31 protein-coding genes are annotated in these 25,772 nt (G+C 67.6%); 24 read left to right on the forward strand and 7 right to left on the reverse strand.

Annotated elements, in window-relative coordinates; translation table 11 throughout:
- Positions 1-263: 263 nt before the first annotated feature.
- Positions 264-590 (reverse strand): ComEA family DNA-binding protein, encoded by a 327-nt coding sequence (locus AC5P6S_RS10110; protein WP_024958219.1) that lies wholly within the window; start codon positions 588-590, stop codon positions 264-266.
- Positions 591-789: 199 nt separating this feature from the next.
- On the opposite strand from AC5P6S_RS10110, the gene AC5P6S_RS10115 reads away from it, so the two are divergent.
- The 4 genes from AC5P6S_RS10115 to murU all read left to right on the forward strand — a co-directional run bounded on the left by AC5P6S_RS10115 (position 790) and on the right by murU (position 4,418).
- Positions 790-2,283 carry a M20 family metallopeptidase gene (locus tag AC5P6S_RS10115; protein ID WP_005408412.1) on the forward strand — a complete coding sequence of 498 codons (1,494 nt, stop codon included), beginning with the start codon at positions 790-792 and terminating at the stop codon, positions 2,281-2,283.
- A 68-nt stretch (positions 2,284-2,351) separates the two neighbouring features.
- On the forward strand, positions 2,352-2,621 hold the full coding sequence (locus AC5P6S_RS10120) for a GlsB/YeaQ/YmgE family stress response membrane protein (RefSeq protein WP_005408411.1): 270 nt from the start codon (positions 2,352-2,354) through the stop codon (positions 2,619-2,621).
- 64 nt (positions 2,622-2,685) lie between these two features.
- Complete coding sequence (locus AC5P6S_RS10125; RefSeq protein ID WP_012479354.1) at positions 2,686-3,711, forward strand: aminoglycoside phosphotransferase family protein; 1,026 nt, start codon at positions 2,686-2,688, stop codon at positions 3,709-3,711.
- A complete protein-coding gene (murU, locus tag AC5P6S_RS10130) occupies positions 3,708-4,418 on the forward strand; it encodes an N-acetylmuramate alpha-1-phosphate uridylyltransferase MurU (RefSeq protein WP_005408409.1) in 711 nt (236 codons plus the stop codon). Before AC5P6S_RS10125 ends, murU begins: the two co-directional genes overlap by 4 nt.
- Positions 4,419-4,923: 505 nt before the next feature.
- On the opposite strand, the gene hda is transcribed toward murU, so the two are convergent.
- Genes hda through AC5P6S_RS10145 form a run of 3 tightly spaced genes read right to left on the reverse strand, consistent with a single transcriptional unit; the run spans position 4,924 to position 7,936 of the window.
- Positions 4,924-5,631, reverse strand: a complete 708-nt coding sequence (gene hda, locus AC5P6S_RS10135) for a DnaA regulatory inactivator Hda (protein WP_005408408.1) — start codon at positions 5,629-5,631, stop codon at positions 4,924-4,926.
- Positions 5,631-6,800 (reverse strand): AI-2E family transporter, encoded by a 1,170-nt coding sequence (locus tag AC5P6S_RS10140; RefSeq protein WP_005408407.1) that lies wholly within the window; start codon positions 6,798-6,800, stop codon positions 5,631-5,633. The genes hda and AC5P6S_RS10140 overlap by 1 nt, the downstream gene beginning before the upstream one ends.
- Positions 6,797-7,936 carry a DUF2066 domain-containing protein gene (locus AC5P6S_RS10145; protein WP_005412509.1) on the reverse strand — a complete coding sequence of 380 codons (1,140 nt, stop codon included), beginning with the start codon at positions 7,934-7,936 and terminating at the stop codon, positions 6,797-6,799. Before AC5P6S_RS10145 ends, AC5P6S_RS10140 begins: the two co-directional genes overlap by 4 nt.
- 99 nt (positions 7,937-8,035) lie before the next feature.
- Between AC5P6S_RS10145 and purM the strand changes: the two genes are divergently transcribed.
- From purM to AC5P6S_RS10180, 7 genes are all read left to right on the forward strand, one after another.
- Positions 8,036-9,094 (forward strand): phosphoribosylformylglycinamidine cyclo-ligase, encoded by a 1,059-nt coding sequence (purM, locus tag AC5P6S_RS10150; RefSeq protein WP_043034199.1) that lies wholly within the window; start codon positions 8,036-8,038, stop codon positions 9,092-9,094.
- A gap of 23 nt (positions 9,095-9,117) precedes the next feature.
- Entirely contained in the window at positions 9,118-9,606 is a 489-nt protein-coding gene (locus AC5P6S_RS10155; RefSeq protein ID WP_323157106.1) for a hypothetical protein, read from the forward strand.
- Positions 9,603-10,025 carry a hypothetical protein gene (locus AC5P6S_RS10160; RefSeq protein ID WP_005412507.1) on the forward strand — a complete coding sequence of 141 codons (423 nt, stop codon included), beginning with the start codon at positions 9,603-9,605 and terminating at the stop codon, positions 10,023-10,025. Before AC5P6S_RS10155 ends, AC5P6S_RS10160 begins: the two co-directional genes overlap by 4 nt.
- Before the next feature lie 41 nt (positions 10,026-10,066).
- The gene (locus AC5P6S_RS10165; RefSeq protein ID WP_060380282.1) at positions 10,067-10,729 is read left to right on the forward strand and encodes a DUF2238 domain-containing protein; all 663 of its coding nucleotides are present in this window, start codon (positions 10,067-10,069) and stop codon (positions 10,727-10,729) included.
- Positions 10,726-11,385, forward strand: coding sequence for a phosphoribosylglycinamide formyltransferase (gene purN / locus AC5P6S_RS10170; RefSeq protein WP_005412505.1), 660 nt, complete (start codon positions 10,726-10,728; stop codon positions 11,383-11,385). The genes AC5P6S_RS10165 and purN overlap by 4 nt, the downstream gene beginning before the upstream one ends.
- A 67-nt stretch (positions 11,386-11,452) precedes the next feature.
- Complete coding sequence (locus AC5P6S_RS10175) at positions 11,453-12,274, forward strand: DUF3108 domain-containing protein (RefSeq protein WP_076739869.1); 822 nt, start codon at positions 11,453-11,455, stop codon at positions 12,272-12,274.
- A gap of 2 nt (positions 12,275-12,276) precedes the next feature.
- Positions 12,277-12,960, forward strand: a complete 684-nt coding sequence (locus tag AC5P6S_RS10180) for a DUF3108 domain-containing protein (protein WP_005408399.1) — start codon at positions 12,277-12,279, stop codon at positions 12,958-12,960.
- 139 nt (positions 12,961-13,099) lie between these two features.
- Here the strand turns inward: AC5P6S_RS10180 and AC5P6S_RS10185 are convergent, their stop codons facing one another.
- Genes AC5P6S_RS10185 through AC5P6S_RS10195 form a run of 3 tightly spaced genes read right to left on the reverse strand, consistent with a single transcriptional unit; the run spans position 13,100 to position 14,937 of the window.
- On the reverse strand, positions 13,100-13,417 hold the full coding sequence (locus AC5P6S_RS10185) for a hypothetical protein (RefSeq protein WP_032957609.1): 318 nt from the start codon (positions 13,415-13,417) through the stop codon (positions 13,100-13,102).
- Positions 13,414-14,685, reverse strand: coding sequence for a UDP-N-acetylglucosamine 1-carboxyvinyltransferase (murA, locus tag AC5P6S_RS10190; RefSeq protein ID WP_049397530.1), 1,272 nt, complete (start codon positions 14,683-14,685; stop codon positions 13,414-13,416). The genes AC5P6S_RS10185 and murA overlap by 4 nt, the downstream gene beginning before the upstream one ends.
- A 21-nt stretch (positions 14,686-14,706) precedes the next feature.
- The gene (locus tag AC5P6S_RS10195) at positions 14,707-14,937 is read right to left on the reverse strand and encodes a BolA family protein (RefSeq protein ID WP_005408396.1); all 231 of its coding nucleotides are present in this window, start codon (positions 14,935-14,937) and stop codon (positions 14,707-14,709) included.
- A 54-nt stretch (positions 14,938-14,991) separates the two neighbouring features.
- Between AC5P6S_RS10195 and AC5P6S_RS10200 the strand changes: the two genes are divergently transcribed.
- The 13 genes from AC5P6S_RS10200 to ptsP all read left to right on the forward strand — a co-directional run bounded on the left by AC5P6S_RS10200 (position 14,992) and on the right by ptsP (position 25,653).
- Positions 14,992-15,993, forward strand: a complete 1,002-nt coding sequence (locus tag AC5P6S_RS10200) for a KpsF/GutQ family sugar-phosphate isomerase (RefSeq protein ID WP_033835544.1) — start codon at positions 14,992-14,994, stop codon at positions 15,991-15,993.
- 66 nt (positions 15,994-16,059) lie between these two features.
- Positions 16,060-16,608: a KdsC family phosphatase gene (locus AC5P6S_RS10205; RefSeq protein ID WP_005408394.1), complete on the forward strand. Its 549-nt coding sequence runs from the start codon at positions 16,060-16,062 to the stop codon at positions 16,606-16,608.
- Positions 16,605-17,180, forward strand: coding sequence for an LPS export ABC transporter periplasmic protein LptC (lptC, locus tag AC5P6S_RS10210; RefSeq protein WP_005408393.1), 576 nt, complete (start codon positions 16,605-16,607; stop codon positions 17,178-17,180). Before AC5P6S_RS10205 ends, lptC begins: the two co-directional genes overlap by 4 nt.
- Before the next feature lie 103 nt (positions 17,181-17,283).
- Positions 17,284-17,835 carry a lipopolysaccharide transport periplasmic protein LptA gene (gene lptA / locus AC5P6S_RS10215; protein WP_005408392.1) on the forward strand — a complete coding sequence of 184 codons (552 nt, stop codon included), beginning with the start codon at positions 17,284-17,286 and terminating at the stop codon, positions 17,833-17,835.
- A complete protein-coding gene (gene lptB / locus AC5P6S_RS10220) occupies positions 17,835-18,554 on the forward strand; it encodes an LPS export ABC transporter ATP-binding protein (protein ID WP_005408391.1) in 720 nt (239 codons plus the stop codon). Before lptA ends, lptB begins: the two co-directional genes overlap by 1 nt.
- 39 nt (positions 18,555-18,593) lie before the next feature.
- A complete protein-coding gene (locus tag AC5P6S_RS10225) occupies positions 18,594-20,015 on the forward strand; it encodes an RNA polymerase factor sigma-54 (RefSeq protein WP_138969774.1) in 1,422 nt (473 codons plus the stop codon).
- A gap of 58 nt (positions 20,016-20,073) precedes the next feature.
- The gene (gene hpf, locus AC5P6S_RS10230; protein WP_004147311.1) at positions 20,074-20,391 is read left to right on the forward strand and encodes a ribosome hibernation-promoting factor, HPF/YfiA family; all 318 of its coding nucleotides are present in this window, start codon (positions 20,074-20,076) and stop codon (positions 20,389-20,391) included.
- Positions 20,392-20,412: 21 nt separating this feature from the next.
- Positions 20,413-20,865, forward strand: a complete 453-nt coding sequence (locus AC5P6S_RS10235) for a PTS sugar transporter subunit IIA (RefSeq protein ID WP_005408389.1) — start codon at positions 20,413-20,415, stop codon at positions 20,863-20,865.
- Positions 20,862-21,812: an HPr(Ser) kinase/phosphatase gene (hprK, locus tag AC5P6S_RS10240; RefSeq protein WP_005408388.1), complete on the forward strand. Its 951-nt coding sequence runs from the start codon at positions 20,862-20,864 to the stop codon at positions 21,810-21,812. The genes AC5P6S_RS10235 and hprK overlap by 4 nt, the downstream gene beginning before the upstream one ends.
- Positions 21,813-21,839: 27 nt before the next feature.
- The gene (rapZ, locus tag AC5P6S_RS10245) at positions 21,840-22,724 is read left to right on the forward strand and encodes an RNase adapter RapZ (RefSeq protein ID WP_049459989.1); all 885 of its coding nucleotides are present in this window, start codon (positions 21,840-21,842) and stop codon (positions 22,722-22,724) included.
- A gap of 502 nt (positions 22,725-23,226) precedes the next feature.
- Positions 23,227-23,619: a PTS sugar transporter subunit IIA gene (locus tag AC5P6S_RS10250; RefSeq protein WP_005408386.1), complete on the forward strand. Its 393-nt coding sequence runs from the start codon at positions 23,227-23,229 to the stop codon at positions 23,617-23,619.
- Positions 23,612-23,881, forward strand: coding sequence for an HPr family phosphocarrier protein (locus AC5P6S_RS10255; protein WP_005408385.1), 270 nt, complete (start codon positions 23,612-23,614; stop codon positions 23,879-23,881). The genes AC5P6S_RS10250 and AC5P6S_RS10255 overlap by 8 nt, the downstream gene beginning before the upstream one ends.
- A gap of 2 nt (positions 23,882-23,883) precedes the next feature.
- Positions 23,884-25,653 carry a phosphoenolpyruvate--protein phosphotransferase gene (gene ptsP, locus AC5P6S_RS10260; RefSeq protein WP_005408384.1) on the forward strand — a complete coding sequence of 590 codons (1,770 nt, stop codon included), beginning with the start codon at positions 23,884-23,886 and terminating at the stop codon, positions 25,651-25,653.
- The last annotated feature ends 119 nt before the right edge of the window (positions 25,654-25,772 follow it).

Raw genomic sequence — 25,772 nt, forward strand, 5'->3', positions numbered from 1 at the left:
CCCGGCGACACAGCCATGTGTCGTACCGGGCAATCGTTACGTCCTTGTCGGCCTGCTGCCGCCCCCTCGCATCCTGCGCTGTGGGGGTAGCGTTGCATCCTGCACGCGGCCGCGTCTGTCCTGTTTGTATCTCAGCCCCTTCCACAGGTCTGTGATGCCACCATCCTGGTGATTGGTGCCGCGTCCTGCGGCGGTCGGTGGTCACGGCCGTCCTGTCCGTGACCGCTGAACCAGCTTCCTGCCGGTTCCGACGATTCCTGCTGTCAGCGCCTCGGTACGGTCCGCACCGGTACCGATCCGGGTACCGGATCCGCCGGCAACAACCTGTTGCCTACGGTGATCCGCTGTCGATTCCGTTCGACGATTGCTTTCCCTATCCCCTTCACCTGCGTCAGGTCCTCGACGCGATGAAACGGGCCGTGTCTGCGCCGGTGCTCGACGATCGCCTCGGCCTTGGCGGCTCCGACCATCGTCAATCCCTGCTGCAGCGCCTGGGCATCGGCGCGGTTGATGTCGATCGGTTCGGCGGCATGCGCCCCAGCGATCCCCATGACCAGCACCAGTGCCCTCAACACGACAAACCAAGGCACAACGTGTATCTCCCTGTGATTCTGGCCGCCCCGACCGGCAATCCCGTCGGTAGGAACAGTGTCCGTCACCACATGCACACAGCCTATCGGTTTCCCGGATTTCCGTAAGCCAGCCAAATACCCGACGTGATGTAGGAAAAACCCTACCCGTGGCACAGGCGTAGAATGGCCGCATCAGCCCATGCAACCGGAGTTTCAGATGGACAGCGCCAAGCTCGGCCAATTCGTCAATGACAAGTGGGACAGCGAGATCGTCCCGCAGTTGGTCGACTACATCCGCATTCCCAACAAGTCGCCGATGTTCGACGCCAATTGGGTGCAGAACGGCTACATGGAACAGGCGGTCACGCTGATGGAGAACTGGGCCAGGGCCCAGCAGCTGCCCGGCCTGAAGGTTGAAGTGGTGCGCCTGGAAGGCCGTACGCCGCTGATCTTCCTGGAAATTCCGGCCACCGGCGCCGAGACCGGCGACGACACCATCCTGCTCTACGGCCACCTGGACAAGCAGCCGGAAATGACCGGCTGGGACGACGACCTCGGCCCGTGGACCCCGGTCCTGCGCGGCGACAAGCTGTATGGCCGCGGCGGCGCCGATGACGGCTACGCCATCTTCGGCTCGCTGGCCGCCGTGCTGGCGTTGCAGGCCCAGGGCCTGCCGCACGCGCGCTGCGTGGTGCTGATCGAAGCCTGTGAAGAGTCGGGCAGCTACGACCTGCCAGCCTACGTCGACCACCTCGCCGACCGCATCGGCAAGCCGTCGCTGGTGGTCTGCCTGGATTCGGGCTGCGCCAACTACGACCAGTTGTGGTGCACCACCTCGCTGCGCGGCCTGACCGGCGGCAATTTCACCGTGAAGGTGCTCAACGAAGGCGTGCATTCCGGCGATGCCTCCGGCGTGATCCCGTCCAGCTTCCGCCTGCTGCGCCAGATCCTTTCGCGCATCGAGGATCAGGAGACCGGCCGCATCCTGATCGACGGCATGAACGTCGAGATCCCGGCCGAACGCCTGGAACAGGCCAAGCGTGCCGCCGAAGTGGTGGATACCGAGATCTTCGAGAAGTTCCCGATGGTCGACGGTCTGCGCCCGATGAACGAGGACCTGACCGAGCTGGTGCTCAACCGCACCTGGCGCCCGGCGCTGTCGGTCACCGGCGTCGGTGGCATGCCGCCGCTGGAATCGGCCGGCAACGTGCTGCGCCCGCAGACCTCGGTGAAGCTGTCGCTGCGCCTGCCGCCGACGGCCGATGGCAAGACCTGCGGCGAGCTGCTGAAGGAAGCGCTGCTGCGCGACCCGCCGAATGGCGCGCAGGTCACCCTGGACCTGGAAAAGGCCTCCACCGGCTGGAACGCCCCGGCCATGGCGCCGTGGCTGACCCAGGCCATCGACGACGCCAGCCAGGCCTTCTTCGGCAAGCCAGCGATGTACATGGGCGAAGGCGGCTCGATCCCGTTCATGGGCATGCTGGGCGAGAAGTTCCCGGGTGCCCAGTTCATGATCACCGGCGTGCTCGGCCCGCACTCCAATGCGCACGGCCCGAACGAGTTCCTGCACATCCCCATGGGCAAGAAGGTCACCGCCTGCGTGTCCAAGGTGATCAGCGAGCACTACGCGGCCAGCCTGCGCGGCGAGACCAGCGGTTCGCCGGTGGCTGCCGACAGCGGCACCCGCCACGGCGACCACGGCTGCTGCTGATCCGGCACCCGTGACGGACGCAGCCTGGCCTTGCTAGGCTGCGTCCACCCTTGGCGGAAATCGCGCGCATGAATGGTCTGTTCGGCAGCAGCAGCTGGCTCTACATCATCCTGGTCGGCTTCTTCGTCGGCCTGCTCGGGCGTTTCTTCATGCCCGGCAACAACCGCATGGGCTGCCTGCTGACCATCGTGCTGGGCATCCTTGGCGCCCTGGTGGCCGGCTGGTTCGGCCAGTACATGGGCTGGTACGCCCCCGGTGAGCCGGCCGGTTTCCTCGGTGCGGTAGTGGGTGCGGTGGCCGTGCTGGCCGTGCTGCGCCTGTTCAGCGGCCGTCGCTGACCCCGTCCCTCCTTCCCTTCCTGTTCCCGACGTTGGCGCGCCCGGCGCGCCCGGATATGCCTGCATGACCGAACCCGCCTCCGATCCCCAGCGCAGCGCGCAGCGCCTGCAGTGGGCCCGTACCCAGCTCGATGATGCCAACGCGGTGGTCGAACGCGCCTCGGTCGATGCCGGCATGCGCAGCTACTGGCGCGCCACCAGCACGCGCGGCAGCCACATCGTGATGGATGCCCCGCCGGGGCTGGAAGATCCGAGGCCGTGGCTGCGCATGCGCGGCCTGCTGCACGACAACGGCCTGCGCGTGCCCGCGCTGCTGGCGCAGGATCTGGATGCCGGCTTCCTGCTGCTGGAAGATCTCGGCGGCCCGACCCTGGCCAGGATCCTCGACGAGCGCAATGCCGATGAATGGTTCGGCCGTTCGATCGAACAGCTGCTGCATCTGCAGGCGATCCCGGTGCCGACCGACTTCGGCCAGTTTGGCGAAGCACTGCTGCAGCGCGATGCCGGCCTGTTCGACGAATGGTTCCTGCAGCGCCACCTGAACCTGGAGCTGGACTGCGGCGAGATCGAAGGGCTGCAGCTGGTACACCGCCGCTTGATGGACAACGCGCTGGGCCAGGCCCAGCTGATGACCCACCGCGATTACATGCCGCGCAATCTGATGCCGGTCGAAAATGGTCCCGCAGTGCTGGATTTCCAGGACCTGGTGCGCGGCCCGATCGCCTACGACGCGATGAGCCTGTTCAAGGACGCGTTCCTTAGCTGGCCGCTGGAGCGTGTGGACGAGTGGCTGGCGCAGTACCACGAGCGTGCCCGTGACGCCGGCCTGCCGGTGCCCGACCGCGCCACCTTCCTGCGCGATGCCGACTGGATGGGCATCCAGCGCCACGTGAAGATCCTGGGCCTGTTCTGCCGGCTGCGTTACCGCGACAACAAGGGCCATTACCTCGACGACGCACCGCGCTTCATCACCTATCTGGATGAAGTGCTGCCGCGCTATCGGGAACTGGCACCGCTGCAGCAGCTGCTGGACGAGCGCATCAAGCCGGCGCTGGCCGAGCTGGGTGCACCGATGCGCGTGGCCCGATGAAGGCGCTGGTCTTTGCCGCCGGCCTCGGCGAGCGCATGCGCCCGCTGACCCTGCACACGCCCAAGCCGCTGCTGGAAGTGGCTGGCAAGCCGTTGATCGTCTGGCACCTGGAACGCCTGGCCGCACTCGGCGTGCGCGAGGTGGTGGTCAACACCGCATGGCTGGCCGAACAGTTCCCGGCGACGCTGGGCGATGGCAGCCAATGGGGCCTGCATCTGCATTTCCTGTACGAAGGAGCGACCCCGCTGGAGACCGGCGGTGGCATCCTCAACGCCCTGCCAGTGCTGGGCGATGCCCCGTTCCTTGTGGTGAACGGCGACATCTGGACCGATTTCGATTTCGCCACGCTGCCGCGCGAGCCGCGGGGCCAGGCGCACCTGGTGCTGGTCGACAATCCGGTTCAGCACGCGGACGGTGACTACCGCCTCGATACGCAGGGGGTGCTGCACCACGATCGCGAAGGACCGTGCCTGACCTATGCCGGCATCGGCGTGTACCGTCCTTCGATCGTGGCCGACTGGCGCACGGTGATCGGCGAGGCGCCGGGCAGCGAGCGGCTGCCGCCGAAGTTCTCGGTGGTGCCGCTGCAGAAGCATTTCATGGCGCAGGGGTTGATGACCGGGCAGCACCATCGCGGGCGCTGGACCGATGTCGGCACCGTGGATCGCCTGCGTGCGCTGGATGCTGAGTTGGCGGCGAACGGCTGAGCCCCTCGTGGCTGGTCGCTCAAATCAACAGCTGTGCTTGGCCGGGCGGTGTGGGTTCGCGGGGGACGCCGTGGACCCGTCCCTGGGGGCTTGGCCGCGGCATCCATGCCGCGGACACCCCCGCGAACCCACCCCGCCCGGCCTCTGACAGTTTCCGTGGGCGTCCAGCCACGGAAAAGAAAAAAGAAAAGCAAAAGCGGGTCGCTTCGCTGCGCTTGCTCTGGTGACGACCAAGGTCGACACCCAACAACAGCAGTCAGCGGTCAGCAGTCAGCAGTCAGCAGTGCAGTACGCAGTCCCGGCAGATCGCGGGAACCTGTCGAAGGCGGGGTGGATCCGGTTGCGGGGGCGTGAGCCGCATGGATGCGGCGACCGAGCTTACATGGACGTACTTGCAGCGTCCCCCGCAACCGGATCCACCCCGCCATCCCCACGGATAGCCAGCTTTTGACGTTGACGTTGCTTCTGCGGGTGCAGGGCGCAGCCCTGCAAACAAACCCCACCCTCAGTAGCGGGGCCGGCCTTCTTCCAGCACCTGGCGCAGGAACGGCACGGTGATCCGCCGCTTCGCCGCCAGCGACTCGCGGTCCAGCCAGTCCAGCAGCGTGATCAACCCACCCAGCTCGCGCCCGGTGTGCGACAGCAGCCACTCGATGGATGCCTCGTCGATCGCCAGACCGCGTCGCAGCGCGCGTTCGCGCAGCACCGCTGCCCGCCCCTCCTCATCCAGCGGCTGCAGCAGCACGCGCACGCACTGGCCCAGCCGTGAACGCAGGTCCGGCAGCACCAGGCCCAGCGCTTCCGGGGCCTTCTGCGCCGTGTACAGCACGGTCACGCCCGCGGCGCGCGCGCGGTTGTGGAAATCGAACAGCGCGATCTCGTCGTCGCGGTTGCCGGCAACCTCGTCCAGGCCGTCCAGCGCCACCAGCTCGCGCGCTTCCAGCCCGTCCAGCGCCGCACGCACGCGGCCGGCGGCACTGGCCAGCGGCACATAGGTCGGCAGGCGCCCTGCCTGCTCGGCGCTGGAACACATCGCCAGCGCCTGGTGGGTCTTGCCCGTGCCCGCCGCACCTTCCAGGTAGACCCAATCGTGGCTGGCACCCACCGCGATCGCGCGCAGCTGCGCCAGCGCGCCATCCGGCGCGCCGATGAAGGTCTCCAGGCGCTGGTCCCGCGGGTAATGCAGGGCCAACGGCAGTTGCGGCACACCCATCACTTCAGGTCGGGGCCTTTTTCGTTCGGAACGATGATATGGGGCGCATCGACCACGCCGTCAAGCACGATTGCCGGCTTCTCGCCCACGTACAACTCGCTCTGGCGGTAACGCTGGTGCGCGTAGCGCAGCAGCACGTTGGTCACCGCCGCCACCGGCAGCGCCAGCAGCATGCCGAGGAAGCCGAACAGCTGGCCGCCGGCCATCACCGCGAAGATCACCGCCACCGGGTGCAGGCCGATCTTGTCGCCGACGATGCGCGGGGTCAGTACGTAGCTCTCCAGCAGCTGGCCCACGGTGAACACCACGCCGACCAGGATCAGCAGCTTCAGGTCGAAGCCCTGTGCCTGCACCAGCGCGGCGATCACCGCCATCAGCACGCCGGTGGTCGCGCCCAGGTACGGGATGAAACTGATCAGACCGGCAATCAGGCCAATCAGCAGGCCCAGCTTGAGGCCGACCAGCGACAGGCCGCCGGCATAGATCACGCCCAGTGCCAGCATCACCAGGAACTGGCCGCGGATGAACGCACCCAGCACCTCGTTGGACTCACGCGCCAACGCGCTGATGGTGCCAATGTGGTTGCGCGGAATCACCGACGCCACGCGCTCGACCAGCTTGTCCCAATCACGCAGGAAGTAGAACGCCAGGATCGGCAGCAGCAGGATGTTGACCACCCAGGTCACCATCGCGAAGCCGGAGCGCGAGACGTAGCCCATGAACGTGGTGGCGAAGCCGCCGGCCTGCTGCCAGTGGCTGCGCACCCATTCGATCAGGCGGTCCGGGTCCAGCCACTGCATCACTTCCAGGCCGGTCTTCTGCTCGAACCAGGGAATCCCCTTCTCCATCAGCCACGCCTGTGCCTGCGGGGCAACCGCGATCAGGGTGGTGATCTGGCGCTCGATCATCGGTACCAGCACCAGCAGCAGCGCCACGATCACCAGCACCATCGCCGCAAACACCAGCACTACGCCGGTCATGCGCGAGCGGCCGGTGGCCTCAATGCGGTCCACCAGCGGGTCACCCAGCCAGGCCAGCGCCAGCGCCAGCACGAACGGGGTCAGGATCGGCGCCAGCAGCCACACCACCCAGCCGATCAGGCCGGCGAACAGGATGTATTTCAGGCGGCGCAGGAACTGCGCGATTTCCGCTTCCGGGGTCAGAGTCATCGCAGACGGTACTCGTTGCTGACCGGGGCGGCCACCGGGGTACCGGTGGTGTCGTCGATCGGAGCGGGCAGGGCCGGCAGCGGAGCGCTCGGCGCCAGCACGCCGTTGTCGCCCAGCATGCGGTTGAAGCCGGCCAGGCCGGTGGTCATCTCCAGGTTCAGCTCCAGCTGGCCAGCCGAGGCATGCAGGGGGGTGACATTGCGCACCACCGGCACCTCGCGCAGGCCGGCGGCCAGACGCAGGTAGTCGTCGGCGCTGTTGATGCCGGTGACCACCACACGGTAGGTCCCGGCCTGACCGACGGCGGCGCCGGCCTTGGCATAGCGTTTGACCAGCGCATCGGCGGCGCCGTCGGCACCGGCCGCCATCGCGCGCATGGCGTTGGCGTCCTTGCTGGTCCACTTGTTCAGTTCACGGCCGTTGTCGACGAACACCCAGTCCGCCTGCCAGCCGCCATTGGCGCGGTACAACTTGCCGATCAGCTGCATCGGCGGCGAGTAGCGCGAGGAGGCACGGGCCACGGCGGCACTGTCCTGGCGCCAGATCGCACCCGCCAGCGCCTGTTCGGCGGCGCCACCACTGGGCAGGCCCAGCTTGTAGCCGCGCTCGATGGCGCGGTTCAGCAACGGCCGGGCGGCGTTGGCCTGCTGCACGCTGACCAGGCGCGGGCCACTGCCATCGTCGACAGCCAGCCACAGCACCGGCTTCGGTCGCGGCTGCGGCCACAGCGGCAGGCCCAGCGCCGACACCAGCGAGTCGACATCATCCTCGCGGAAGCGGGCCACCAGCAGGGTACGGAAGCTGGGGGCGCCACTGGCGCCCACGCTCTGGTCCTGCTTGTAGTCGTAGCTGGCCACGTAGTCCTTGGCGTTGCGCAGCGCCTGCACCACGCCGGGGCGGGACATCACGCTGCGGTCGCCGGACAGCTTGCCCAGTACCACGCTCAGGGCGCGGGCCAGGGCGCCGTTGCGATCGGCCTCGGCTTGGCTGTTGACGGGCACTTCGGCCTCGTACGCGCCACTGGCGGTGGCGACATCACCCTCGGTGCGAAGGCCGCTCTGGGCCATCGTGGCCACCGGCAGGCTCAGCGCAAGGAGCAGGGTCAGAATCAGGCTGCGGCGCATCAGGACATCCATTGGCTCGACGTATCCGGGGGAATTGTTGCCCGAATACGGCCTTTGCGCCAATGCGGCCTGTTAAAATCGCCCGTTCAACCCCTGCCAGCGCCGACGCCCGTGACCAACACCCCGTCTTCCGCCCCCTCCCCCCTCACCTACCGTGACGCGGGGGTCGACATCGACGCCGGCAATGCGCTGGTCGAGCGGATCAAGCCCCTGGTCAAGCGCAGCTTCCGCCCGGAAGTGATGGGCGGCCTGGGTGGCTTCGGTGCCCTGTTCGACCTGTCCAACAAGTACCGCGAGCCGGTGCTGGTGTCGGGTACCGACGGCGTGGGCACCAAGCTGAAGCTGGCCCACCAGCTGAACCGCCACGATACGATCGGCATCGACCTGGTCGCCATGTGCGTGAACGACGTGCTGGTGCAGGGCGCCGAACCGCTGTTCTTCCTGGACTACTTCGCCACCGGCAAGCTGGACATCGACACCGCCGCAGCGGTCGTGGGCGGCATCGCCAACGGCTGCACCGAGGCCGGCTGTGCGCTGATCGGCGGCGAAACCGCTGAAATGCCCGACATGTACGCCCCCGGCGAATACGACCTGGCCGGCTTCACGGTCGCCGCGGTGGAGAAGAGCGAGCTGAAGGACGGCGCCAGCGTGGCCGCCGGCGACGTGCTGATCGGCATCGCCTCCTCCGGCCCGCACTCCAACGGCTACTCGCTGGTGCGCCGCATCTACGACCGCGCCGGTCGCCCGGCCGATCTGGAGCTGGAAGGCGGCGTGAAGCTGGTCGATGCGCTGATGGCACCGACCCGCCTCTATGTGAAGCCGATCCTGTCGCTGCTGAAGTCGCACGGCGAGGCCATCCATGGCATGGCCCACATCACCGGCGGCGGCCTGACCGAGAACATCATCCGCGTAGTGCCCGACGGCCTCGGCCTGGACATCCAGGCGTCGTCATGGGCCCTGCCGCCGGTGTTCCAGTGGCTGCAGAAGGAAGGCGCGGTGGCCGACAGCGAGATGTGGCGCACCTTCAACTGCGGCATCGGCTTCGTGCTGATCGTCGCAGCGGACCAGGTGGCTGCCGTTTCCGATGCAGTCAAGGCGCAGGGCCTGGAGCACTGGACCATCGGCCAGGTGGTCACCGCCGAAGGCGCCGAACGCGTCCACATCGGCTGACGCCGGCAACCCAGGAGCCCCGCATGGACGCAACGCCCCCTTTGTCGCCCGCCCCCGTGCCGCCGCCGCTGGCGACGGTACCGCCGTTCAGCGCGCAGGATGCCGACCACCTGCGCATGCTGGCCATCGCACACTACGTGGTCGGTGGCCTGATCGTGCTGTTCTCGCTGATCTTCATCCTGCACATCGTGATCGGCATCGCCGCGTTGACCGGCAGCCTGCCGATGAAGTCCGGCGGCGGGCCCTCCTCGCTGGAGGAACAGCGCCTGATGGGCTGGGTGTTCACCGTTCTCGGCTGCGTCGTCGTGTTCGGTGGCATCACGCTGGGCGCGTTCGTGGCCTATGCCGGCCGCTGCCTGTCCCGCCGCCGTCGCCATCTGCTGTGCCTGATCGCGGCTGGCCTGGCTTGCCTGTTCACGCCGGTCGGCACGGTGCTGGGGGTGTTCAGCCTGATCACCCTGCTGCGCCCGCAGGTCAAGGCCGCCTTCGACCTTCCCGCCGCGACCGCATGACCGCCTCCGGCAATCCACCGCCGCTGCCGCATCAGACCCTGGCGCAGCTGCAGCTGACCAGCCATCTGCAGACACTGAGAGTGCTGTTCTACGCCCTGGCCGGTTTCCACTGGGTCGCCGCGGTGGCGTTCCTCGGCCTCAGCGGCTGGGTGGCCCAGTCGCGCGGGTTGGAGGATGCCTGGATGCTGACCACGGTCTATGCGTCCATCGCCGTGCTGGCCGCCGTGCTGGGGTTCGTGCAGCTGCACACCGCGCGCCAGCTGTCACATCGCACCGGGCTGGCCTGGTGCCAGCGCGCGGCGTGGCTGGGCGTGCTGGCTGGACCACTGGGCATGGCGTTGGCCGCCTATGCCTGGGTGTTCCTGTCCAAGCCGGAAATGGCTGCGCTGTTCGACCGCGGTGATCACCTCAGTGCCTGAACCTGCCGGCAGACGCCCCGTCCTCATCTGATCGATTTCCCATGTCCGCGCCTGCCCTCCCGACGTCTGATTCGCCCACCACCCGCCGCTTCCCGGTCCCGAAGAAGTGGGCTTTCGCCGCCGTACTGGCGGTCTTCGCGATCAGCTGGATCCACCCGCTGTGGCCCATCGAGCAGGCCCTGCACAGCACGCTGACCGTGGTCGGTCTGGCCGCCCTGCTGTGGGTTGACCGCCGCGGCGGCTGGCTGGGCAACGGCGCCTTCATCGCCATCTGCGGCTTCATCGCCCTGCACTGCGTGGCGGCGCGCTGGCTGTATTCCAACGTGCCCTACGACGCCTGGGCGCAGATGCTGACCGGCTGGTCGCCGAATGCGGCCTTCGGCTGGCAGCGCAACCATTTCGACCGCCTCATCCACTTCCTGTTCGGCGTCTGCTTCACCCCCGCACTGCTGCAGCTGGCCCGTCATGCGTGGCCGGCGCTGCGCCTGGGCCAGGCCTTCACCCTGGCGGTGATGACGGTGATGTGTGCCAGCCTGGTCTACGAATGGTTCGAATGGGCCATCGCGCTGGCGCTGTCGCCGGATGCCGCCGAAGCCTACAACGGCCAGCAGGGTGACATGTGGGATGCGCATGCCGACATGCTGATGGCGACCGTCGGCAGCCTGCTGACCTGGCCTCTGATCCGCCGGAGTTGCCTGCAATGACCGCCCCAACCCGCATCGCTGTGCTCGCCTCGGGCCGCGGCAGCAACCTGCAGGCCATCCTCGACGCGATCGGCAGCGGCCGCCTGCCGGCCGAGGTGGTCGGCGTGTTCTCCGACCGCCCCGCCGCAGAGGCCCTGCTGCGTGTCGATGCCGGCCTGCGCTGGGCGCATGCACCGAAGGAATTCAGCGACCGCGCCAGCTACGAGCAGGCGCTCGGCGATGCGCTTGCCGCGGTACAGCCGGACTGGATCGTCTGTGCCGGCTACATGCGCATCCTTGGTCCGGCCTTCGTGCAGCGTTTCGATGGCCGCCTGGTCAACATCCACCCGTCGCTGCTGCCGCTGCACAAGGGCCTGGACACCCACGCGCGGGCGCTGCAGGCCGGTGACGCCGAGCATGGCGCCAGCGTGCACCTGGTGGTCCCCGAACTGGATGCCGGCGCGGTGCTGGCGCAGGCCCGCGTGCCGGTGCGGCCCGGCGATGACGCGCAGGCGCTGGCCGCACGCGTGCTTGCGGTGGAGCATCCGCTGCTGATCGCCACACTGCAGCTGCTGTGCGAGGGCCGCCTGGCTGAACGGGAGGGTCAGCCCTGGCTGGACGGTCACCCCCTGTTTAGCCCCTTGGCCCTAGATTCCGCCGGAAACCTGAACCGGTAACGCTCTTGCACACGCCCCGCTGACTGCGGGGCTGGCATCCTGCCCCCTCCTGCGGTTCCTGTCCTCCATGAAGACCACGACGCTGCTGTCCACTTCACTGCTGTTGTCGCTTGCCGTGCTTCCCGCTGTGGGCTGGGGCCAGGCGCAGCCGCCTGCGGCTTCACCGCCGCCCACACCCGCTGCGCTGCCACCGAACGAGCCCAGTGTGCCGCTGTTGCCGGCACTGGCCTGGGAGCCGCCGCCGCTGCAGCCGTTCACCGCCACCTACCAGGCCTTCTACAAGGGCAAGGAAGCGGGTGATGCCAGCATGCAGGTCACCCACACCGGCGGCAGCCAGTGGCGCGTGGACATGCAGGTGGTCGGCCGCCGCGGCTTTGCCAGCGTGCTCGGCCTGAATATCGAGCAGAGCACGGTGTTCGAGGAGCGCAGTGGCGTCTACGCACCGCTCAGCCAGAGCACGGTGCGCAAGGGCCTGTTCCTGGGCAAGAAGGCCGTGGGCACTTACAACTGGCAGGCCGGCACCGCGCAATGGACCGGCGACGTCAAGAAGGAGCGCGCGCAGCCGATTCCGCTGCGGGCCGGCGACCAGAGCGCGCTGCTGATCAACCTGGCGATCATGCGCGATGCGCGTCCGGGCGCCACCATGCATTACCGCTACGTGGACATGGGCAAGGTCCGCGAACACGACTACCAGGCCGCGCCGCAGACCGAGAACGTCGAGGTCGGCGACCTGTCCTACAACGCGCTGCGGGTCTACCGGACCAACGGTGGCAGAAGCGAAACCATTCTCTGGATCGCCAACGGTGTCCCCACCCCGGTGCGCATCCTGCAACGCGAAGACGGCGAAGACCGCGTCGACCTGCGCCTGATCGAATACCAAGGAGTCTGAGCATGAATACCCTGACCCGCCCCCTCACCTGGATCGCAGCCGCTGCCCTGACCGTGGCCAGTCTGCCGGCCATGGCGCTGGAACCGTTCAAGGCGGATTACCTGGCCAGCTACATGGGCATGCAGGCCAACGGCACCATGACCCTGGCCAGCGAAGGCAGCAACAAATGGCGCTACAGCCTGCAGGTGAAGAACCAGCTGGCCGACCTCAGCCAGAGCACGGTGTTCGAGGAAGTGCGTGGCCAGCTGCGCCCGCTCAGCAGCCAGGACCGTTCGGCACTGCTGGTGAAGAAGCGCAACGTGCAGGCCAACTACAACTGGACCAGCAACCAGGCCACCTGGACCGGCGACATCAAGCCGGACCGTGCGGGCCCCATCGCGCTGAAAGCAGGCGACATGGACGCGCTGCTGATCAACCTGGCGATCGCCCGTGACCTGGCCGCCGGCAAGCCGCTGACCTATCGCATGGTGGACGAAGGCCGGATCAAGAACATGACCTACCGCGTGATCGGCAAGGAATCGATCACCGTGGCCGGCAAGAGTTACGAGGCGACCAAGGTCTCGCGCGCCGATGGCAACAAGGAGCTGATCGCCTGGATCGTGCCGGACTTCCCGGTGCCGGCGCGCATGCTGCAGCGTGAGAGCGGCCGCGATGCGCTGGACCTGACCATCAAGGCGATGAACTGAGTGCCGGGGTCGGATCCCATCCCCTCGGGGATGGGCTCTGACCCCGGTTGTGTGGCTGGGGACGGAGCCCTTTCCGATGGAAAGGGATCCGACCCCGGGCCCCGCGAAAAGAAAACGCCCGCTTTCGCGGGCGTTTTTCTTACTTCTTTTCCTCAGCCGCCGCCGGCTTGAACTCGGTGCGGCAGTCCACGCGGATCTGCTCACCGGTGCTGCGCCAGACGAAGGTGCGGCAATGACGGTTGCCGTCCTGGCTGTCGTTCACTGCGACCGCATAGAACGACTCGATGATTTCATCACGCGAGACCGTACCATCGCCGTTCCAGTCCATGTCCTTCTGCTCGATGCCCTGGGTGATGGCGATGTTGGCGTACCAGGCATAGCCCAGCCACGCCAGCACGATCAGCACCAGGGCCAGCAGCGCCTTGCGACGCGGGCTGAACTTGCCGCGCAGGATCATGGCACGCGCCGGATGGTGGCGCCGAGTGAAGACAGCTTCTCTTCGATGTTCTCGTAGCCACGATCAAGGTGGTAGATGCGGTCGATGGTGGTATCGCCGCTGGCCATCAGGCCGGCCAGGATCAGCGAGGCCGACGCACGCAGGTCGGTCGCCATCACCGGTGCGCCGCTCAGGTGCTCGCTGCCACGCACGATGGCGGTGTGGCCTTCAACCTGGATGTCCGCGCCCAGGCGCAGCAGTTCGTTGACGTGCATGAAACGGTTCTCGAAGATCGTTTCGTTGATCACGCCCACGCCATCGGCCACGCAGTTGAGCGCCATGAACTGCGCCTGCATGTCGGTCGGGAATGCCGGGTACGGCGCGGTGGTCAGGTTGACCGCCTTCGGCCGCCTGCCCTGCATGTCCAGGGTGATGCTGTCGTCGGTGGTCTCGATCTTCGCACCGGCCTCGACCAGCTTGGACAGCACCGCGTCCATGGTGTTCGGGCGCGCACGGTTGACCGTGAGCTTGCCACCGGTCATCGCCGCGGCCACCAGGAAGGTGCCGGTCTCGATGCGGTCGGGCAGCACTTCGTGGCGGCCACCGGACAGGCGCTCGACGCCCTCGATCACCAGGCGGGCGGTGCCCAGGCCTTCGATCTTCGCGCCCAGCGCGATCAGGCAGTGCGCCAGGTCGGTCACTTCCGGTTCCATCGCGCAGTTGTCGAGGACGGTGGTCCCTTCAGCCAGCACTGCGCCCATCAGCACGTTCTCGGTGCCGGTGACGCTGACCATGTCGAAGGTGAAGTGGCCACCCTTCAGGCGCTTGGCGCTGGCCTTGATGAAGCCGTTCTCGACCACGATCTCGGCGCCCAGCGCCTGCAGGCCCTTGATGTGCTGGTCGACCGGTCGCGAGCCGATCGCGCAGCCGCCCGGCAGCGACACTTCGGCGGCGCCGAAGCGGGCCAGCAGCGGGCCCAGCACCAGGATCGAGGCGCGCATGGTCTTGACCAGCTCATACGGTGCGACGTGCTGGTTGACCGGACGCGGGTCGACCACGATCGCGCTGCCGCGCGACAGCGTGCCCTGGTCGATGGTGACCTTGGCGCCCAGCTCGCCGAGCAGCTTCACCGTGGTGACCACGTCGTGCAGGTGCGGCACGTTGGTGATCTCCACCGGCGCATCGGCCAGCAGGGTCGCGCAGAGAATGGGGAGGACGGCGTTCTTGGCGCCGGAGATGCTCACTTCACCGTGCAGCGCAGCGCCGCCGGTCACAACGATCTTGGCCATGTATTCGGGATCTTCTGCGGTTCAGCCGGCTTCGGCCGGGGTCACGGTTTTCAGCGCCAGCGCGTGGATCGCGCCGCCCATCAGGTCGCCCAGGGTGGCGTACACCATGCGGTGGCGGGCCAGCGGCATCTTGCCGGCGAAGGCCTCGCAGACCACGGTCGCTTCGAAATGCACGCCATCGTCGCCCTGCACGTCGGCGCGGGCGCCGGGCAGGCCGGTTTCGATCAGATTGCGGATGGTGTCGGCGTCCAACGGGCTTTCCTAATAAAATGTGGGTCCATTCTACTTCCGCTGCGTGGCGTCCGCATGGCCGAATCCCTGTTGCCCCCCCGTTCCGTCGACCCTGCCGGCCTGGTTGCCAGTGGCCGCCGCGTGTTCGAGATCGAGCGGCAGGCCCTGGATGCCGTGGCCGACCGCCTCGGCGAGGCCTTCCAGCAGGCCTGCCAGGCGATCCTGGCCAGCCGCGGGCGGGTGGTTGCCACCGGCATGGGCAAGTCCGGGCATATCGCGCGCAAGATCGCCGCCACCCTGGCCTCTACCGGTACGCCGGCGTTCTACGTGCACCCCGGTGAAGCCGGCCACGGCGACCTGGGCATGATCACCGAGGACGACGTCGTGCTGGCCCTGTCCTACTCGGGCGAATCGGACGAGGTGCTGATGCTGCTGCCGGTGCTCAAGCGCCAGGGCAACCTGCTGATCTCCATGACCGGCCGCCCGCAGTCCAGCCTGGCCACCGCCGCCGACATCCATCTGGACGTGAGCGTGCCGGCCGAGGCCTGCCCGCTGGCGCTGGCACCCACTTCCAGCACCACCGCCTCGCTGGCGATGGGCGATGCACTGGCCGTGGCCCTGCTCGATGCACGTGGCTTCACCGCCGATGACTTCGCCCGCTCGCACCCGGCCGGCAGCCTCGGCCGTCGCCTGCTGCTGCACATCACCGACGTCATGCACACCGGCGACGACCTGCCCAGCGTGGGCGCCGACGCCAGCCTCAGCGAGGCGCTGGTGGAAATGAGCCGCAAGCGGCTGGGCATGACCGCCGTGGTTGACGCCGACGGCGTGCTGATCGGGCTGTTCACCGACGGCGACCTGCGCCGTGCGCTGGACAGTGCGCTGGACGTGCGCACGGCGAAGATCGCCGACGTGATGACCCGCAACCCGCGCACCATCGGCGCCGACCAGCTGGCGGTCGAGGCCGCCCGCCTGATGGAGACCCACAAGATCACCGGCCTGATCGTGGTTGATGGCCAGGGCCGCGCGGTTGGCGCGCTGAACATTCATGACCTGTTGCGGGCCCGGGTGGTTTAACCGACAGTCCGTAGACCCCATTCAGTCTGTAACGCCGCACCCGCCCATAACGAGCCTGTCGCCCTGATGCCCTGGTCCCCCCTGCCCGCCTTCCCCGCCCACCTGCATGCCGCTGCGGCCCAGATCCGCCTGGCCTGCTTCGACGTGGACGGCACCCTCACCGACGGTCGGCTGTACTACGACAAGGACGGCAACGAGAGCAAGGCGTACTTCGTGCAGGATGGCCTGGGCCTGAAACTGCTGCAGCAGCACGGTATCCACCCCGTGCTGATCACCGCGCGCAACAGCCAGTCCGCGCTCAAGCGCGGCGCCGACCTCGGCATCGATACGCAGATCGCCGTGGGCGACAAGCTGGCCAGCGTGCAGGCGCTGTGCGCGCAGCACGGGATCGGCCTGGAACAGGTGGCGTTCATGGGCGATGACCTGCCCGATCTGGCGCCGCTGGGTGCGGTCGGCCTTGCGGTGGCCCCGGCCAATGCCCATCCGTGGATCGCCGAACGCGTGCATTGGCAGACCCGCGCCGAGGGTGGCCGTGGCGCCGCGCGCGAGCTGTGCGACATCCTGCTGGCCGCCCAGGGCCGCGCGGATGCGGTGCTGGCGAGGTTTGGCGCATGAACCTGCCCACCTTGAACTGGCGCACCGTGCTCGGCATCAGCCTGCTGCTGGCCGCCCTGCTGAGCAGCTGGGCGGCGCTGCGCAACCGCGACAAGGGTCCAGCCACGGGGGGCCAGGAAATCGGCGTGGATTACATTCTGCATGACTTCCAGATCGTTGCCCTGGATGAGCACGGCAAGGAATCGACCACCCTGCGCGCACCGCGGCTGGAACGCCAGCGCGGCGACCAGACCATCAACATCGCCACCCCGCTGTTCGAGATGCCGGACAAGGATGGCAAGCACTGGACGCTGCGTGCCGAGACCGGCTGGCTCAGCGCCAAGGGCGACGAGATGAAGCTGCGCGGCAAGGTTGCCGGCGACAGCCCGGCGGGCCCGGGCGTGGTGCCGACCACCTTCCGCACCGACCACCTGGATGTGTTCCCGAAGGAGAACCGCGCCCGTACCGACGCCCTGGTGACCATGACCCGCCCGGGCATGGAACAGTCCGGCGTCGGCTTCGAAGTGGATTCGAAGAACAACACGTATCATTTCCTCAGCCAGTCCAAGGGCCGTTACACGCCCAAACGCTGATTCCGCCGCCAGCCCGCGACGTCTCCGGACAGGCGCAGGGCCGGCAGCCCCACCCTCCGCCCCCGGCCCGCCCGGCAGGCCCCCACCGGTAGAACGGACCCCGATGAAGATTCCCTTTGCCGCCGTACTCGCGCTCGGTCTTCTTGTCCCCAGCGCCGCCTTCGCCAAGTCCACCGACCGCAACGAAGACATGCACATCGATTCCGGCGCTCAGTCCGGCATGCTCACCGGCGACGGCAAGACCGTGCTGTCGCAGGGCGTGATCATCACCCAGGGCACGCTGGACCTGCGTTCGTCCGAGGCCGAGATCTACCTCAAGGACGGCGAGGCCGTGCGCGTGGTGTTCACCGGCAAGCAGGCCAAGATGAAGCAGCAGCTTGATGACGGCACCTGGATGGATGCGCTGGCTGATCGCATCGACTACGACATCAAGACCGAGATCATCACCCTGACCGGCAACTACAAGGTCACCAGCGCGCGCGGCACCAATGCCGGCCAGCGCATGGTCTACAACACCCGCACCGGCGAGATGAACTCCGGTGGTGACGGCAGCCGCGTGCGTACCGTCATCCCGCCGAAGAACAAGACCCCGGCCGCGCCTGCGGCACAGCCCAAGGCCACCACGCCGGCACAGCCGGCCGGGAGCAGGAAGTAATGCTCGTCGCCAAGGGCCTGCGCAAAAAGTACAAGCAGCGCGAAGTGGTCAAGGACTTCGGGCTGACCCTCGATGCGGGTGAAGTGGTCGGCCTGCTCGGCCCCAACGGTGCCGGCAAGACCACCTGTTTCTACATGATCGTCGGTCTGGTGGCTGCCGATGCCGGCAGCATCGTGCTCGACGGCAAGGACATCACCGGCGACCCGATGTACACCCGCGCCAAGCAGGGGGTGGGCTACCTGCCGCAGGAACCGTCGGTGTTCCGCAAGCTTACCGTGGCCGACAACATCCGCCTGGTGCTGGAACTGCGCGAGGACCTGGACTCGGCCGGCCGCGAGCGCGAATTGAACGGCCTGCTCGACGAACTGCAGCTGGGCCATGTCGCCGACCAGCTCGGCGCCAGCCTGTCCGGTGGCGAACGCCGCCGCTGCGAGATCGCCCGCGCACTGGCCGCACAACCGCGCCTGATCCTGCTCGACGAACCGTTCGCCGGTGTCGACCCGATTTCGGTCGGCGAGATCCAGCGCATCGTCACCCACCTCAAGCAGCGTGGCATCGGCGTGCTGATCACCGACCACAACGTGCGCGAGACCTTGGGTATCTGCGACCGCGCGTATATCCTCGCCGAGGGCAGCGTGCTGGCCCAGGGTTCGCCGGAGGCTATCCTGGACAACGCCGATGTACGCCGCGTCTACCTCGGGGATTCCTTCAAGCTGTGAAGCAGTCGCCGGGTCCCTTTCCTTCCTTTCGGCACAGGCATGAAGACTCGGCTGCAGACATCGTTGGGACAGCAACTGGTGCTCACGCCCCAGTTGCAGCAGGCGATCAAGCTGCTGCAGATGTCGGCCACCGAACTGGAGCTGGAGATCGCGCAGGCAGTGGAAAGCAACCCACTGCTGGACTGGGCCGACAGCAACGACAGCAGCGCCGCCAACGAAGGCAGCGATGGCAACGACAACGAAGCGCCTGCAGAGCGCAGCGATGAGGGCGACGACTGGGCGCCGACCGAACTGGACTGGACGACGACCGGCAGCGGTGGCAGCTTCGATGATGACGACGACAACGGCAGCGCTGCCGAGCGCGTAGCCGAAACCGAAACACTGGCCGACCATCTGCTGTGGCAGCTGCATCTGTCGCATCTGTCCTCGCGTGATCGCAGCATCGGTGCCGCACTGATCGATGCACTGGACGACGATGGTTACCTGCGCGAGCCGCTGGCCACCATCGCTGAAACCCTGTTGCCGGCGATCCACGCCGACGAGGACGAGATCCTCGCCGTGCTGCATCGCATCCAGCGCTTCGATCCGGTGGGTGTGGCTGCACGCACGCTGGGCGAATGCCTGCTGCTGCAGCTGGATGTGCAGGCCGGCGACACGCCCGGCCTGCTGCTGGCGCGACAGATTGCCGCAGGACCCTTGGAACGTTTGCCGCGCAGCGGCGTCGCCGGGCTCGCCCATGAGTTGAAGCTGCCGCTGGACGAGGTCGAGACTGCCGTGGCGCTGCTGCGTTCGCTGGACCCGCGCCCGGGCACGCAGATCGCGCCGCTGTCGCAGGACACCTATGTGGTGCCGGACGTGGTGGTGTGGCGGCAGAACGGCGTGTGGCGGGCTGCACTGGCCGCGCATGCCGGGCCGAAGGTGGTGATCCACCGCGGCTACGAACAGCTGATACGACGTTGTGGCGACGCCGATGCCGGCTACCTGCGTGCCCAGCTGCAGGAAGCGCGCTGGCTGCTGAAAGGGCTGCAGCAGCGTGGTGACACCCTGCTGCGCGTCGTGCGCAGCCTGATCCTGCAGCAGGCCGGCTTCCTCGAATTCGGCGAGCAGGCGCTGCGTCCACTGACCCTGCGCGAGATCGCCGCCGAGCTCGGCCTGCACGAATCCACGGTCTCGCGCGCGATCGCCCGCAAGCACGTGCGTACCCCGCGAGGCACCCTGCCGCTGCGCGCCTTCTTCGCCTCGGGCATCGATACCGAGAGCGGTGGCGAGGCGTCCAGCACCGCCATCCAGGCGATGATCCGGCGCCTGATCGACGACGAGAACCCGCGCAAGCCGCTTTCTGACGCCAAGCTGGCTGACCTGCTCAAATCGTCGGGAATTCCAGTAGCGCGACGCACCGTGGCGAAGTATCGTGAAGCCATGAACATTTCCGCCTCGCACGAAAGGGTCAGAATCGCTTGACGCGCCGCCGCGCCCGGCGGAGAGGTTCATTGGCACATCCGAACACAGGAGAAACCCGATGCGCATCGAAACGTTTGGCAAAGATGTCGAAGTCACCCCGGCCCTGCAGTCCTATGTTGAGGAGAAGCTGGCCCGGATCGGAAAGCACTTCGACCAGCACTGCGAAGCGCGGGTGACCCTCAAGCTGCAGAAGACCGAACACCACGTCGACGCCAGCCTCAACATTCCCGGCCAGACCCTGCACGCCGAGGCCAATGCCCAGACCATGTATGCCGCGATCGACCTGCTTGCGGACAAGCTTGACCGTCTGGTGATCAAGCACAAGGAGAAAAAACAGCAGCACGCACCGCTGCCGGTGGGCGACAATGGTGGCTGATCGCCACCGTTCCCCGCAGACATGCCCCTGACTGACCTCCTGGCGGCCGTGCAGACCCAGCTCTGCACGGCCACCGACCGTGACAGCGTCCTGCAGGCCGCCGCCGGGTTGCTGGCCTGCCGCCAGGCCAACGCCGAACAGATCTATCTGAACCTGTGCCAGCGCGAAGCGCTGGGCAGCACCGCCATCGGCCACGGCATCGCCATTCCCCACGGCCGCGCGCCGACCCTGGACCGCCCCCGCGGCGCCCTGCTGCGGTTGGCCACCCCGGTCGATTTCGGTGGCGAGGAGCCGGTGGACCTGGTGTTCGCGATGGCCGTCCCCGCCCACTACACCCACCAGCACCTGATGCTGCTGTCCGAGCTGGCCGAGCTGTTCTCGGCGCCGGACATCCGCCAGGCCCTACGCGAGGCGGGCGATGCCCGGGCGCTGCGCGAGGCGCTGGACATGACCCCACCTGCGAGTGCCGCATGAATACCAGCATCACCGCCCGTGAACTGTTCGAACAGCAGCGCGAGCGGCTGGGACTGCGCTGGGCTGCCGGCAAGTCCGGCGAGAAGCGCGAGCTGGAGGCCGGCAACACGGTCTCGCGGCGTCCGTCGCTGGCCGGCTATCTCAATGCGATCTACCCCAACAAGGTGCAGATCCTGGGCACCGAGGAACTGTCCTGGCTGGATGCGCTGGAACCGCGCCAGCGTTGGGAGACCATCGAAAAGATCATGCAGTCGCACCCGCTGGCGCTGGTGCTGACCCGCAACCAGGCCTGCCCGGAAGACCTGCGCGCTGCCGCGGACGAATCCGGCACGCCGCTGTGGCTGTCGCCCAAGCGCGGCCACGAACTGCTCAACCACCTGTCCTACCACCTGGCGCGTACGCTGGCGCCGCGGGTGATCCTGCATGGCGTGTTCATGGAGATTTATTCCATCGGCGTGCTGATCACCGGCGAAGCGGGATCCGGCAAGAGCGAACTGGCGCTGGAACTGCTCAGCCGTGGCCATCGCCTGGTGGCCGACGATGCCCCCGAATTCACCCAGATCGCACCCGATGTACTCGATGGCACCTGCCCGGAGCTGCTGCAGGACCTGCTGGAAGTGCGCGGCCTGGGCGTGTTGAACGTGCGCGAGATGTTCGGCGACACGGCTGTAAAGAAGAACAAGTACCTTCGGCTGATCGTCCACCTGACCAAGCCGATGACCGAACCCACCCCGCATGGCTACGAGCGCCTGACCGGCGATTCGGGCACCCGCCATGTGCTGGACCTGGACGTACCGCTGATCACCCTGCCGGTGATGCCCGGCCGCAACCTGGCCGTGCTGACCGAGGCGGCCACCCGCCTGCACATCCTGCGCACCAAGGGCATCGACCCGGCAGCCATGTTCATCGCCCGCCACAGCAACCTGCTGGAACGGCGAACACCCTGATTTCCCTGCCCTTCGAAGAGCCTGTCCATGAGCACCGTCACCCCCTCCGCCCCGACCCTGATCATCGTCAGCGGCCTGTCCGGCTCGGGTAAATCCGTCGCCCTGAAGACCTTCGAGGACCAGGATTACTACTGCTCGGACAACCTGCCGATCAATCTGCTGCCCGACTTCGTGCGCAGCCTGCTGGCCAACCACGACGGCAGCGCACCACGGCGTCTGGCCGTAGGCATCGACGTTCGCGGCCAGGCCGACCTGAGCCAGCTGGGCGACTGGCGGCAGCTGGCGGCCGACGCCGGCGTGGACGTGAAGGTGCTGTTCTTCGAGGCCAGCGACGAGGCCGTGCTCAAGCGCTACGCCGACACCCGTCGCCGCCATCCGCTGAGCCAGCTGGGCCTGTCGCTGCCTGAAGCCATCGCCCGCGAACGCGAGTTGACCGCACCGCTGCGCCGCGAGGCCGATGCGGTGATCGACACCAGCAGCCTCAACGTGCATCAGCTGCGGCGGCGGATCATCACCGAGTTCACGATGGACCATGCCACCGGCCTGTCGCTGCTGTTCGAATCGTTCGCCTACAAGCGCGGCGTGCCGGCCGAGGCGGACTTCGTGTTCGATGCGCGGGTGCTGCCCAATCCGCACTGGGACCCGGACCTGCGCGCGCTCAGCGGTCGCGAACCGGGTGTACGCGACTACCTGGAAGCGCAGCCGGACGTGCAGCGCTACCTGGCCCAGCTGATGGACTTCCTCGATACCTGGCTGCCGAAGCTGAGCGATGGCACCCGCAGCTATGTGACCGTGGCGTTCGGCTGCACCGGCGGCAAGCACCGGTCGGTGTTCCTGGCCGAGCGTCTGGCCCGGCATGCCCGCGAGATGGGCTGGGAAGACGTGGCGACGTACCACCGCGAACAGGATTAAGGGGGTCGGCCTGGCTGCGCCCGGCACCCGCCGGTAGTGCCGGCCGCTGGCCGGCAACAGCAACAGCAACAGCAACAGCAGAAGCGGGATTTCGTGGGATGGCGGGGCGGTGTGGGTCTGCAGGACACGCCGTGAACCCCGCTCCGCGGTCCGGCCCAGCCGCTGGCGGCTGGGCGTTCGGGCGCTTGCGAAGCAGTGCTTCGCAAGCAAAGCGCCCTCACCCCTGGGGGCTCGATGGCGCCATCCATGGCGCCAACGGTCCTGCAGACCCACACCGCCCCACCTCTGACAGATTCTGCTGCTGTTGGTGGGTGTCGACCCTGGTCGACACGATGGATCCACGCCATGCGTGGATGAATCGCTGTCAGGCATCGAAAAACGGATGGGGTCGGATCTCTTTCTCAACGGAAAAGGCCTCCCCTGGGAGCAACGCTGAATACGGGACACAGTGCCCCTCTCCTGCTGCTATCGCCAATTCACCTTGACCTGTTAACGTGCAGTAATGACCTGTGGCATTCTCCTCGTAACACATCCCGGGGTCGGGACCGCCCTGCTTGACGTGGCGACCCGGCTCCTGCGGCAGTTGCCGCTGAAAACCGAAGCTTTCGAAGTACCGTTCGACGCAGACCTGGACGCCCTGCTCCCGCTCGCCTCGGCCGCCCTGCGGCGGGTTGACGGGGGTGATGGTGTGCTGATCCTGACCGACCTGTACGGCGCCAGCCCCGCCAATCTTGCCGGGCAGCTGGCCCGGCTGGGGACCCCGGTTCGCCGGGTGTCGGCGCTGAGCCTGCCGATGTTGCTGCGGGTGATGAATTATCCGGAACAGGGACTGGATCAACTGCCCGCCACAGCCGCGGCGGGTACCCGTAATGGAGCGATAGTCGACGATGCTTGAACGAGAACTCACCGTGAGCAACCGCCTGGGCCTGCATGCCCGGGCCACCGCCAAGCTGGTGCAGACCCTGGCGCCGTTCCGCTGCAACGTGACCATGGCCGCCAAAGGCCGTGAGATCAACGCCAAGAGCATCATGGGCGTGATGCTGCTGGCCGCCGGCCAGGGCACCCCGGTCACCGTGCGGATCAATGGCGAGGACGAAGCCGCCGCGATGGAGGCGGTGGTCGGCCTGTTCGAACGCCGTTTCGACGAGGACAGCTGAGCGTGCCACGCGCACGCGCCGGCCAACCCCCTTCCGGCCAGCGGCCGGTACTGCTGCTGGCCGGGCATGGTGCCGCCCGCGGCACGGCAATGGGCCGCGCCCGCGTTCGCCTGCCGCATGCACTGGAAGTGGCCGAGCAGCGCGTTGCCGCCCACCAGGTCGAGGCCGAGCTGGCGTGCCTGCATCGCGCGGTGGACGCCGCGCGCTCGGAGATGCACGAGCTGCGCCAGCGCCTGCATGGAGCGCTGAACCAGGAAGTGGGTGAGTTCCTCGACCTGCATGCGCTGCTGCTGGACGATCCCGAGCTGCTGTATGGGCTGGACGAACTGATCCGCAGCGGACCGTACAGCGCCGGCTATGCGTTGCGCCTGCAGCGCGACCGCCTGGCCAAGGTCTTCGACGGCATGGACGATGCTTACCTGAAGAGCCGCATGGACGACCTCGACCATGTGATCGGCCGCATCCATGCCTTCCTGCAGCCCGAACGCCCGCCAGCGGTGAAAGGCCTGGCCGGCGAGATCCTGGTCTGCGACAACATCGCGCCCTCCGAACTGGCACAGCTGCAGGCGCAAGGCGTGGTCGGCATCGTCACCGCCGCCGGCAGCGCGCTCTCGCACAGCGCGATCCTTGCGCGCAGCCTGCACCTGCCCTTGATCGTCAACGTGCCGCAGCTGCTCAGCCGCATCGCCGATGGCGACGTGCTGATCATCGACGGCGCCGACGGCAGCATCACCGCCAATCCACAGGCCGACAATCTGCGCGACTACCGCGCACGACTGAAGGAACACGCGCGCGAACAGCGCGAGCTCGGCCGCCTGCGCAGCAAGCCCAGCCGCACCCGCGACCAGGTCGACATTGCCCTGCTGGCCAATGCCGAGTCGCTGGAGGACGTGACCCAGGCGCATGCGCTGGGCGCCCACGGCCTGGGCCTGTACCGCACCGAATTCCTGTTCCTGCAGCGCAACGAGCTGCCGGATGAAGAAGAACAGTTCCAGACCTACCGCGATGCGGCACTGGGCATGAGCGGGCGACCGGTGACCATCCGCACCCTCGATCTGGGCGCGGACAAGGCCGACCGCACCGGCCTGACCCTGAGCAACGAAGAAAACCCGGCGCTCGGCCTTCGCGGCGTACGCCTGTCGCTGGCACGGCCGAAGGTAGCCGACACCCAGCTGCGCGCGATCCTGCGCGCCTCGGCCTACGGCAAGCTGCGGGTGCTGGTGCCGATGGTCAGCACCCGGGAGGAACTGCTGGCAGTGCGCCGCCGCATGCTCAAGCTGACCGAACAGCTGCGCGGCGAAGGCCACATGGTGTCCGACCACGTGCCACTGGGCGCGATGATCGAAGTCCCTGCTGCGGCGCTGGCGCTGGAGAGCTTCATCGACCTGGTCGATTTCCTGTCGATCGGCACCAACGACCTGGTGCAGTACCTGCTGGCGGCCGACCGCAACAATGAAGCACTGGGCGAGCTGTATTCGCCGTTGCACCCGGCGGTGCTGCGGCTGCTGCAGATGGTGATCGAGACCGGCGCGCGCCACCGCATCCCGGTGGCGGTCTGTGGCGAGATGGCCGGCGATGCGCGGATGACCCCGCTGCTGCTGGCACTGGGCCTGACCGAGTTCAGCCTGCACCCGGGCACGCTGCTGGAAGTACGCCGCGCGGTCCGCGAGGCCGACCTGGCCATGCTGCGCGCGCGCGCGCCGAAGCTGCTGGCCGCGCGCGACCGCCGCGCGATCGAACGCTGGCTGGCACTGGTGGCCGAAACGGCGTGATACCTCCGCTCGCCGGGCATGCACGCCTGGGGTCAGATCCTTTTCCGCAGGAAAAGGGATCTGACCCCGTCTCGTTGAAGGCCAAGACGTTGCCGGCCAACGGCCGGCACTCCCGCCAC

Source organism: Stenotrophomonas sp. YJH_SMC_119, assembly GCF_059368315.1.

Bases quoted from the DNA above. Each gene is read 5' to 3' on its own strand.
- AC5P6S_RS10115 (WP_005408412.1), top strand. From the start codon at position 790: ATGGACAGCGCCAAGCTCGGCCAATTCGTCAATGACAAGTGGGACAGC.
- AC5P6S_RS10120 (WP_005408411.1), top strand. From the start codon at position 2,352: ATGAATGGTCTGTTCGGCAGCAGCAGCTGGCTCTACATCATCCTGGTC.
- AC5P6S_RS10125 (WP_012479354.1), top strand. From the start codon at position 2,686: ATGACCGAACCCGCCTCCGATCCCCAGCGCAGCGCGCAGCGCCTGCAG.
- murU (WP_005408409.1), top strand. From the start codon at position 3,708: ATGAAGGCGCTGGTCTTTGCCGCCGGCCTCGGCGAGCGCATGCGCCCG.
- hda (WP_005408408.1), bottom strand. From the start codon at position 5,631: ATGGGTGTGCCGCAACTGCCGTTGGCCCTGCATTACCCGCGGGACCAG.
- AC5P6S_RS10140 (WP_005408407.1), bottom strand. From the start codon at position 6,800: ATGACTCTGACCCCGGAAGCGGAAATCGCGCAGTTCCTGCGCCGCCTG.
- AC5P6S_RS10145 (WP_005412509.1), bottom strand. From the start codon at position 7,936: ATGGATGTCCTGATGCGCCGCAGCCTGATTCTGACCCTGCTCCTTGCG.
- AC5P6S_RS10155 (WP_323157106.1), top strand. From the start codon at position 9,118: ATGGACGCAACGCCCCCTTTGTCGCCCGCCCCCGTGCCGCCGCCGCTG.
- AC5P6S_RS10160 (WP_005412507.1), top strand. From the start codon at position 9,603: ATGACCGCCTCCGGCAATCCACCGCCGCTGCCGCATCAGACCCTGGCG.
- AC5P6S_RS10165 (WP_060380282.1), top strand. From the start codon at position 10,067: ATGTCCGCGCCTGCCCTCCCGACGTCTGATTCGCCCACCACCCGCCGC.
- purN (WP_005412505.1), top strand. From the start codon at position 10,726: ATGACCGCCCCAACCCGCATCGCTGTGCTCGCCTCGGGCCGCGGCAGC.
- AC5P6S_RS10175 (WP_076739869.1), top strand. From the start codon at position 11,453: ATGAAGACCACGACGCTGCTGTCCACTTCACTGCTGTTGTCGCTTGCC.
- AC5P6S_RS10180 (WP_005408399.1), top strand. From the start codon at position 12,277: ATGAATACCCTGACCCGCCCCCTCACCTGGATCGCAGCCGCTGCCCTG.
- AC5P6S_RS10185 (WP_032957609.1), bottom strand. From the start codon at position 13,417: ATGATCCTGCGCGGCAAGTTCAGCCCGCGTCGCAAGGCGCTGCTGGCC.
- murA (WP_049397530.1), bottom strand. From the start codon at position 14,685: ATGGCCAAGATCGTTGTGACCGGCGGCGCTGCGCTGCACGGTGAAGTG.
- AC5P6S_RS10200 (WP_033835544.1), top strand. From the start codon at position 14,992: ATGGCCGAATCCCTGTTGCCCCCCCGTTCCGTCGACCCTGCCGGCCTG.
- AC5P6S_RS10205 (WP_005408394.1), top strand. From the start codon at position 16,060: ATGCCCTGGTCCCCCCTGCCCGCCTTCCCCGCCCACCTGCATGCCGCT.
- lptC (WP_005408393.1), top strand. From the start codon at position 16,605: ATGAACCTGCCCACCTTGAACTGGCGCACCGTGCTCGGCATCAGCCTG.
- lptA (WP_005408392.1), top strand. From the start codon at position 17,284: ATGAAGATTCCCTTTGCCGCCGTACTCGCGCTCGGTCTTCTTGTCCCC.
- lptB (WP_005408391.1), top strand. From the start codon at position 17,835: ATGCTCGTCGCCAAGGGCCTGCGCAAAAAGTACAAGCAGCGCGAAGTG.
- AC5P6S_RS10225 (WP_138969774.1), top strand. From the start codon at position 18,594: ATGAAGACTCGGCTGCAGACATCGTTGGGACAGCAACTGGTGCTCACG.
- hpf (WP_004147311.1), top strand. From the start codon at position 20,074: ATGCGCATCGAAACGTTTGGCAAAGATGTCGAAGTCACCCCGGCCCTG.
- AC5P6S_RS10235 (WP_005408389.1), top strand. From the start codon at position 20,413: ATGCCCCTGACTGACCTCCTGGCGGCCGTGCAGACCCAGCTCTGCACG.
- hprK (WP_005408388.1), top strand. From the start codon at position 20,862: ATGAATACCAGCATCACCGCCCGTGAACTGTTCGAACAGCAGCGCGAG.
- rapZ (WP_049459989.1), top strand. From the start codon at position 21,840: ATGAGCACCGTCACCCCCTCCGCCCCGACCCTGATCATCGTCAGCGGC.
- AC5P6S_RS10250 (WP_005408386.1), top strand. From the start codon at position 23,227: ATGACCTGTGGCATTCTCCTCGTAACACATCCCGGGGTCGGGACCGCC.
- AC5P6S_RS10255 (WP_005408385.1), top strand. From the start codon at position 23,612: ATGCTTGAACGAGAACTCACCGTGAGCAACCGCCTGGGCCTGCATGCC.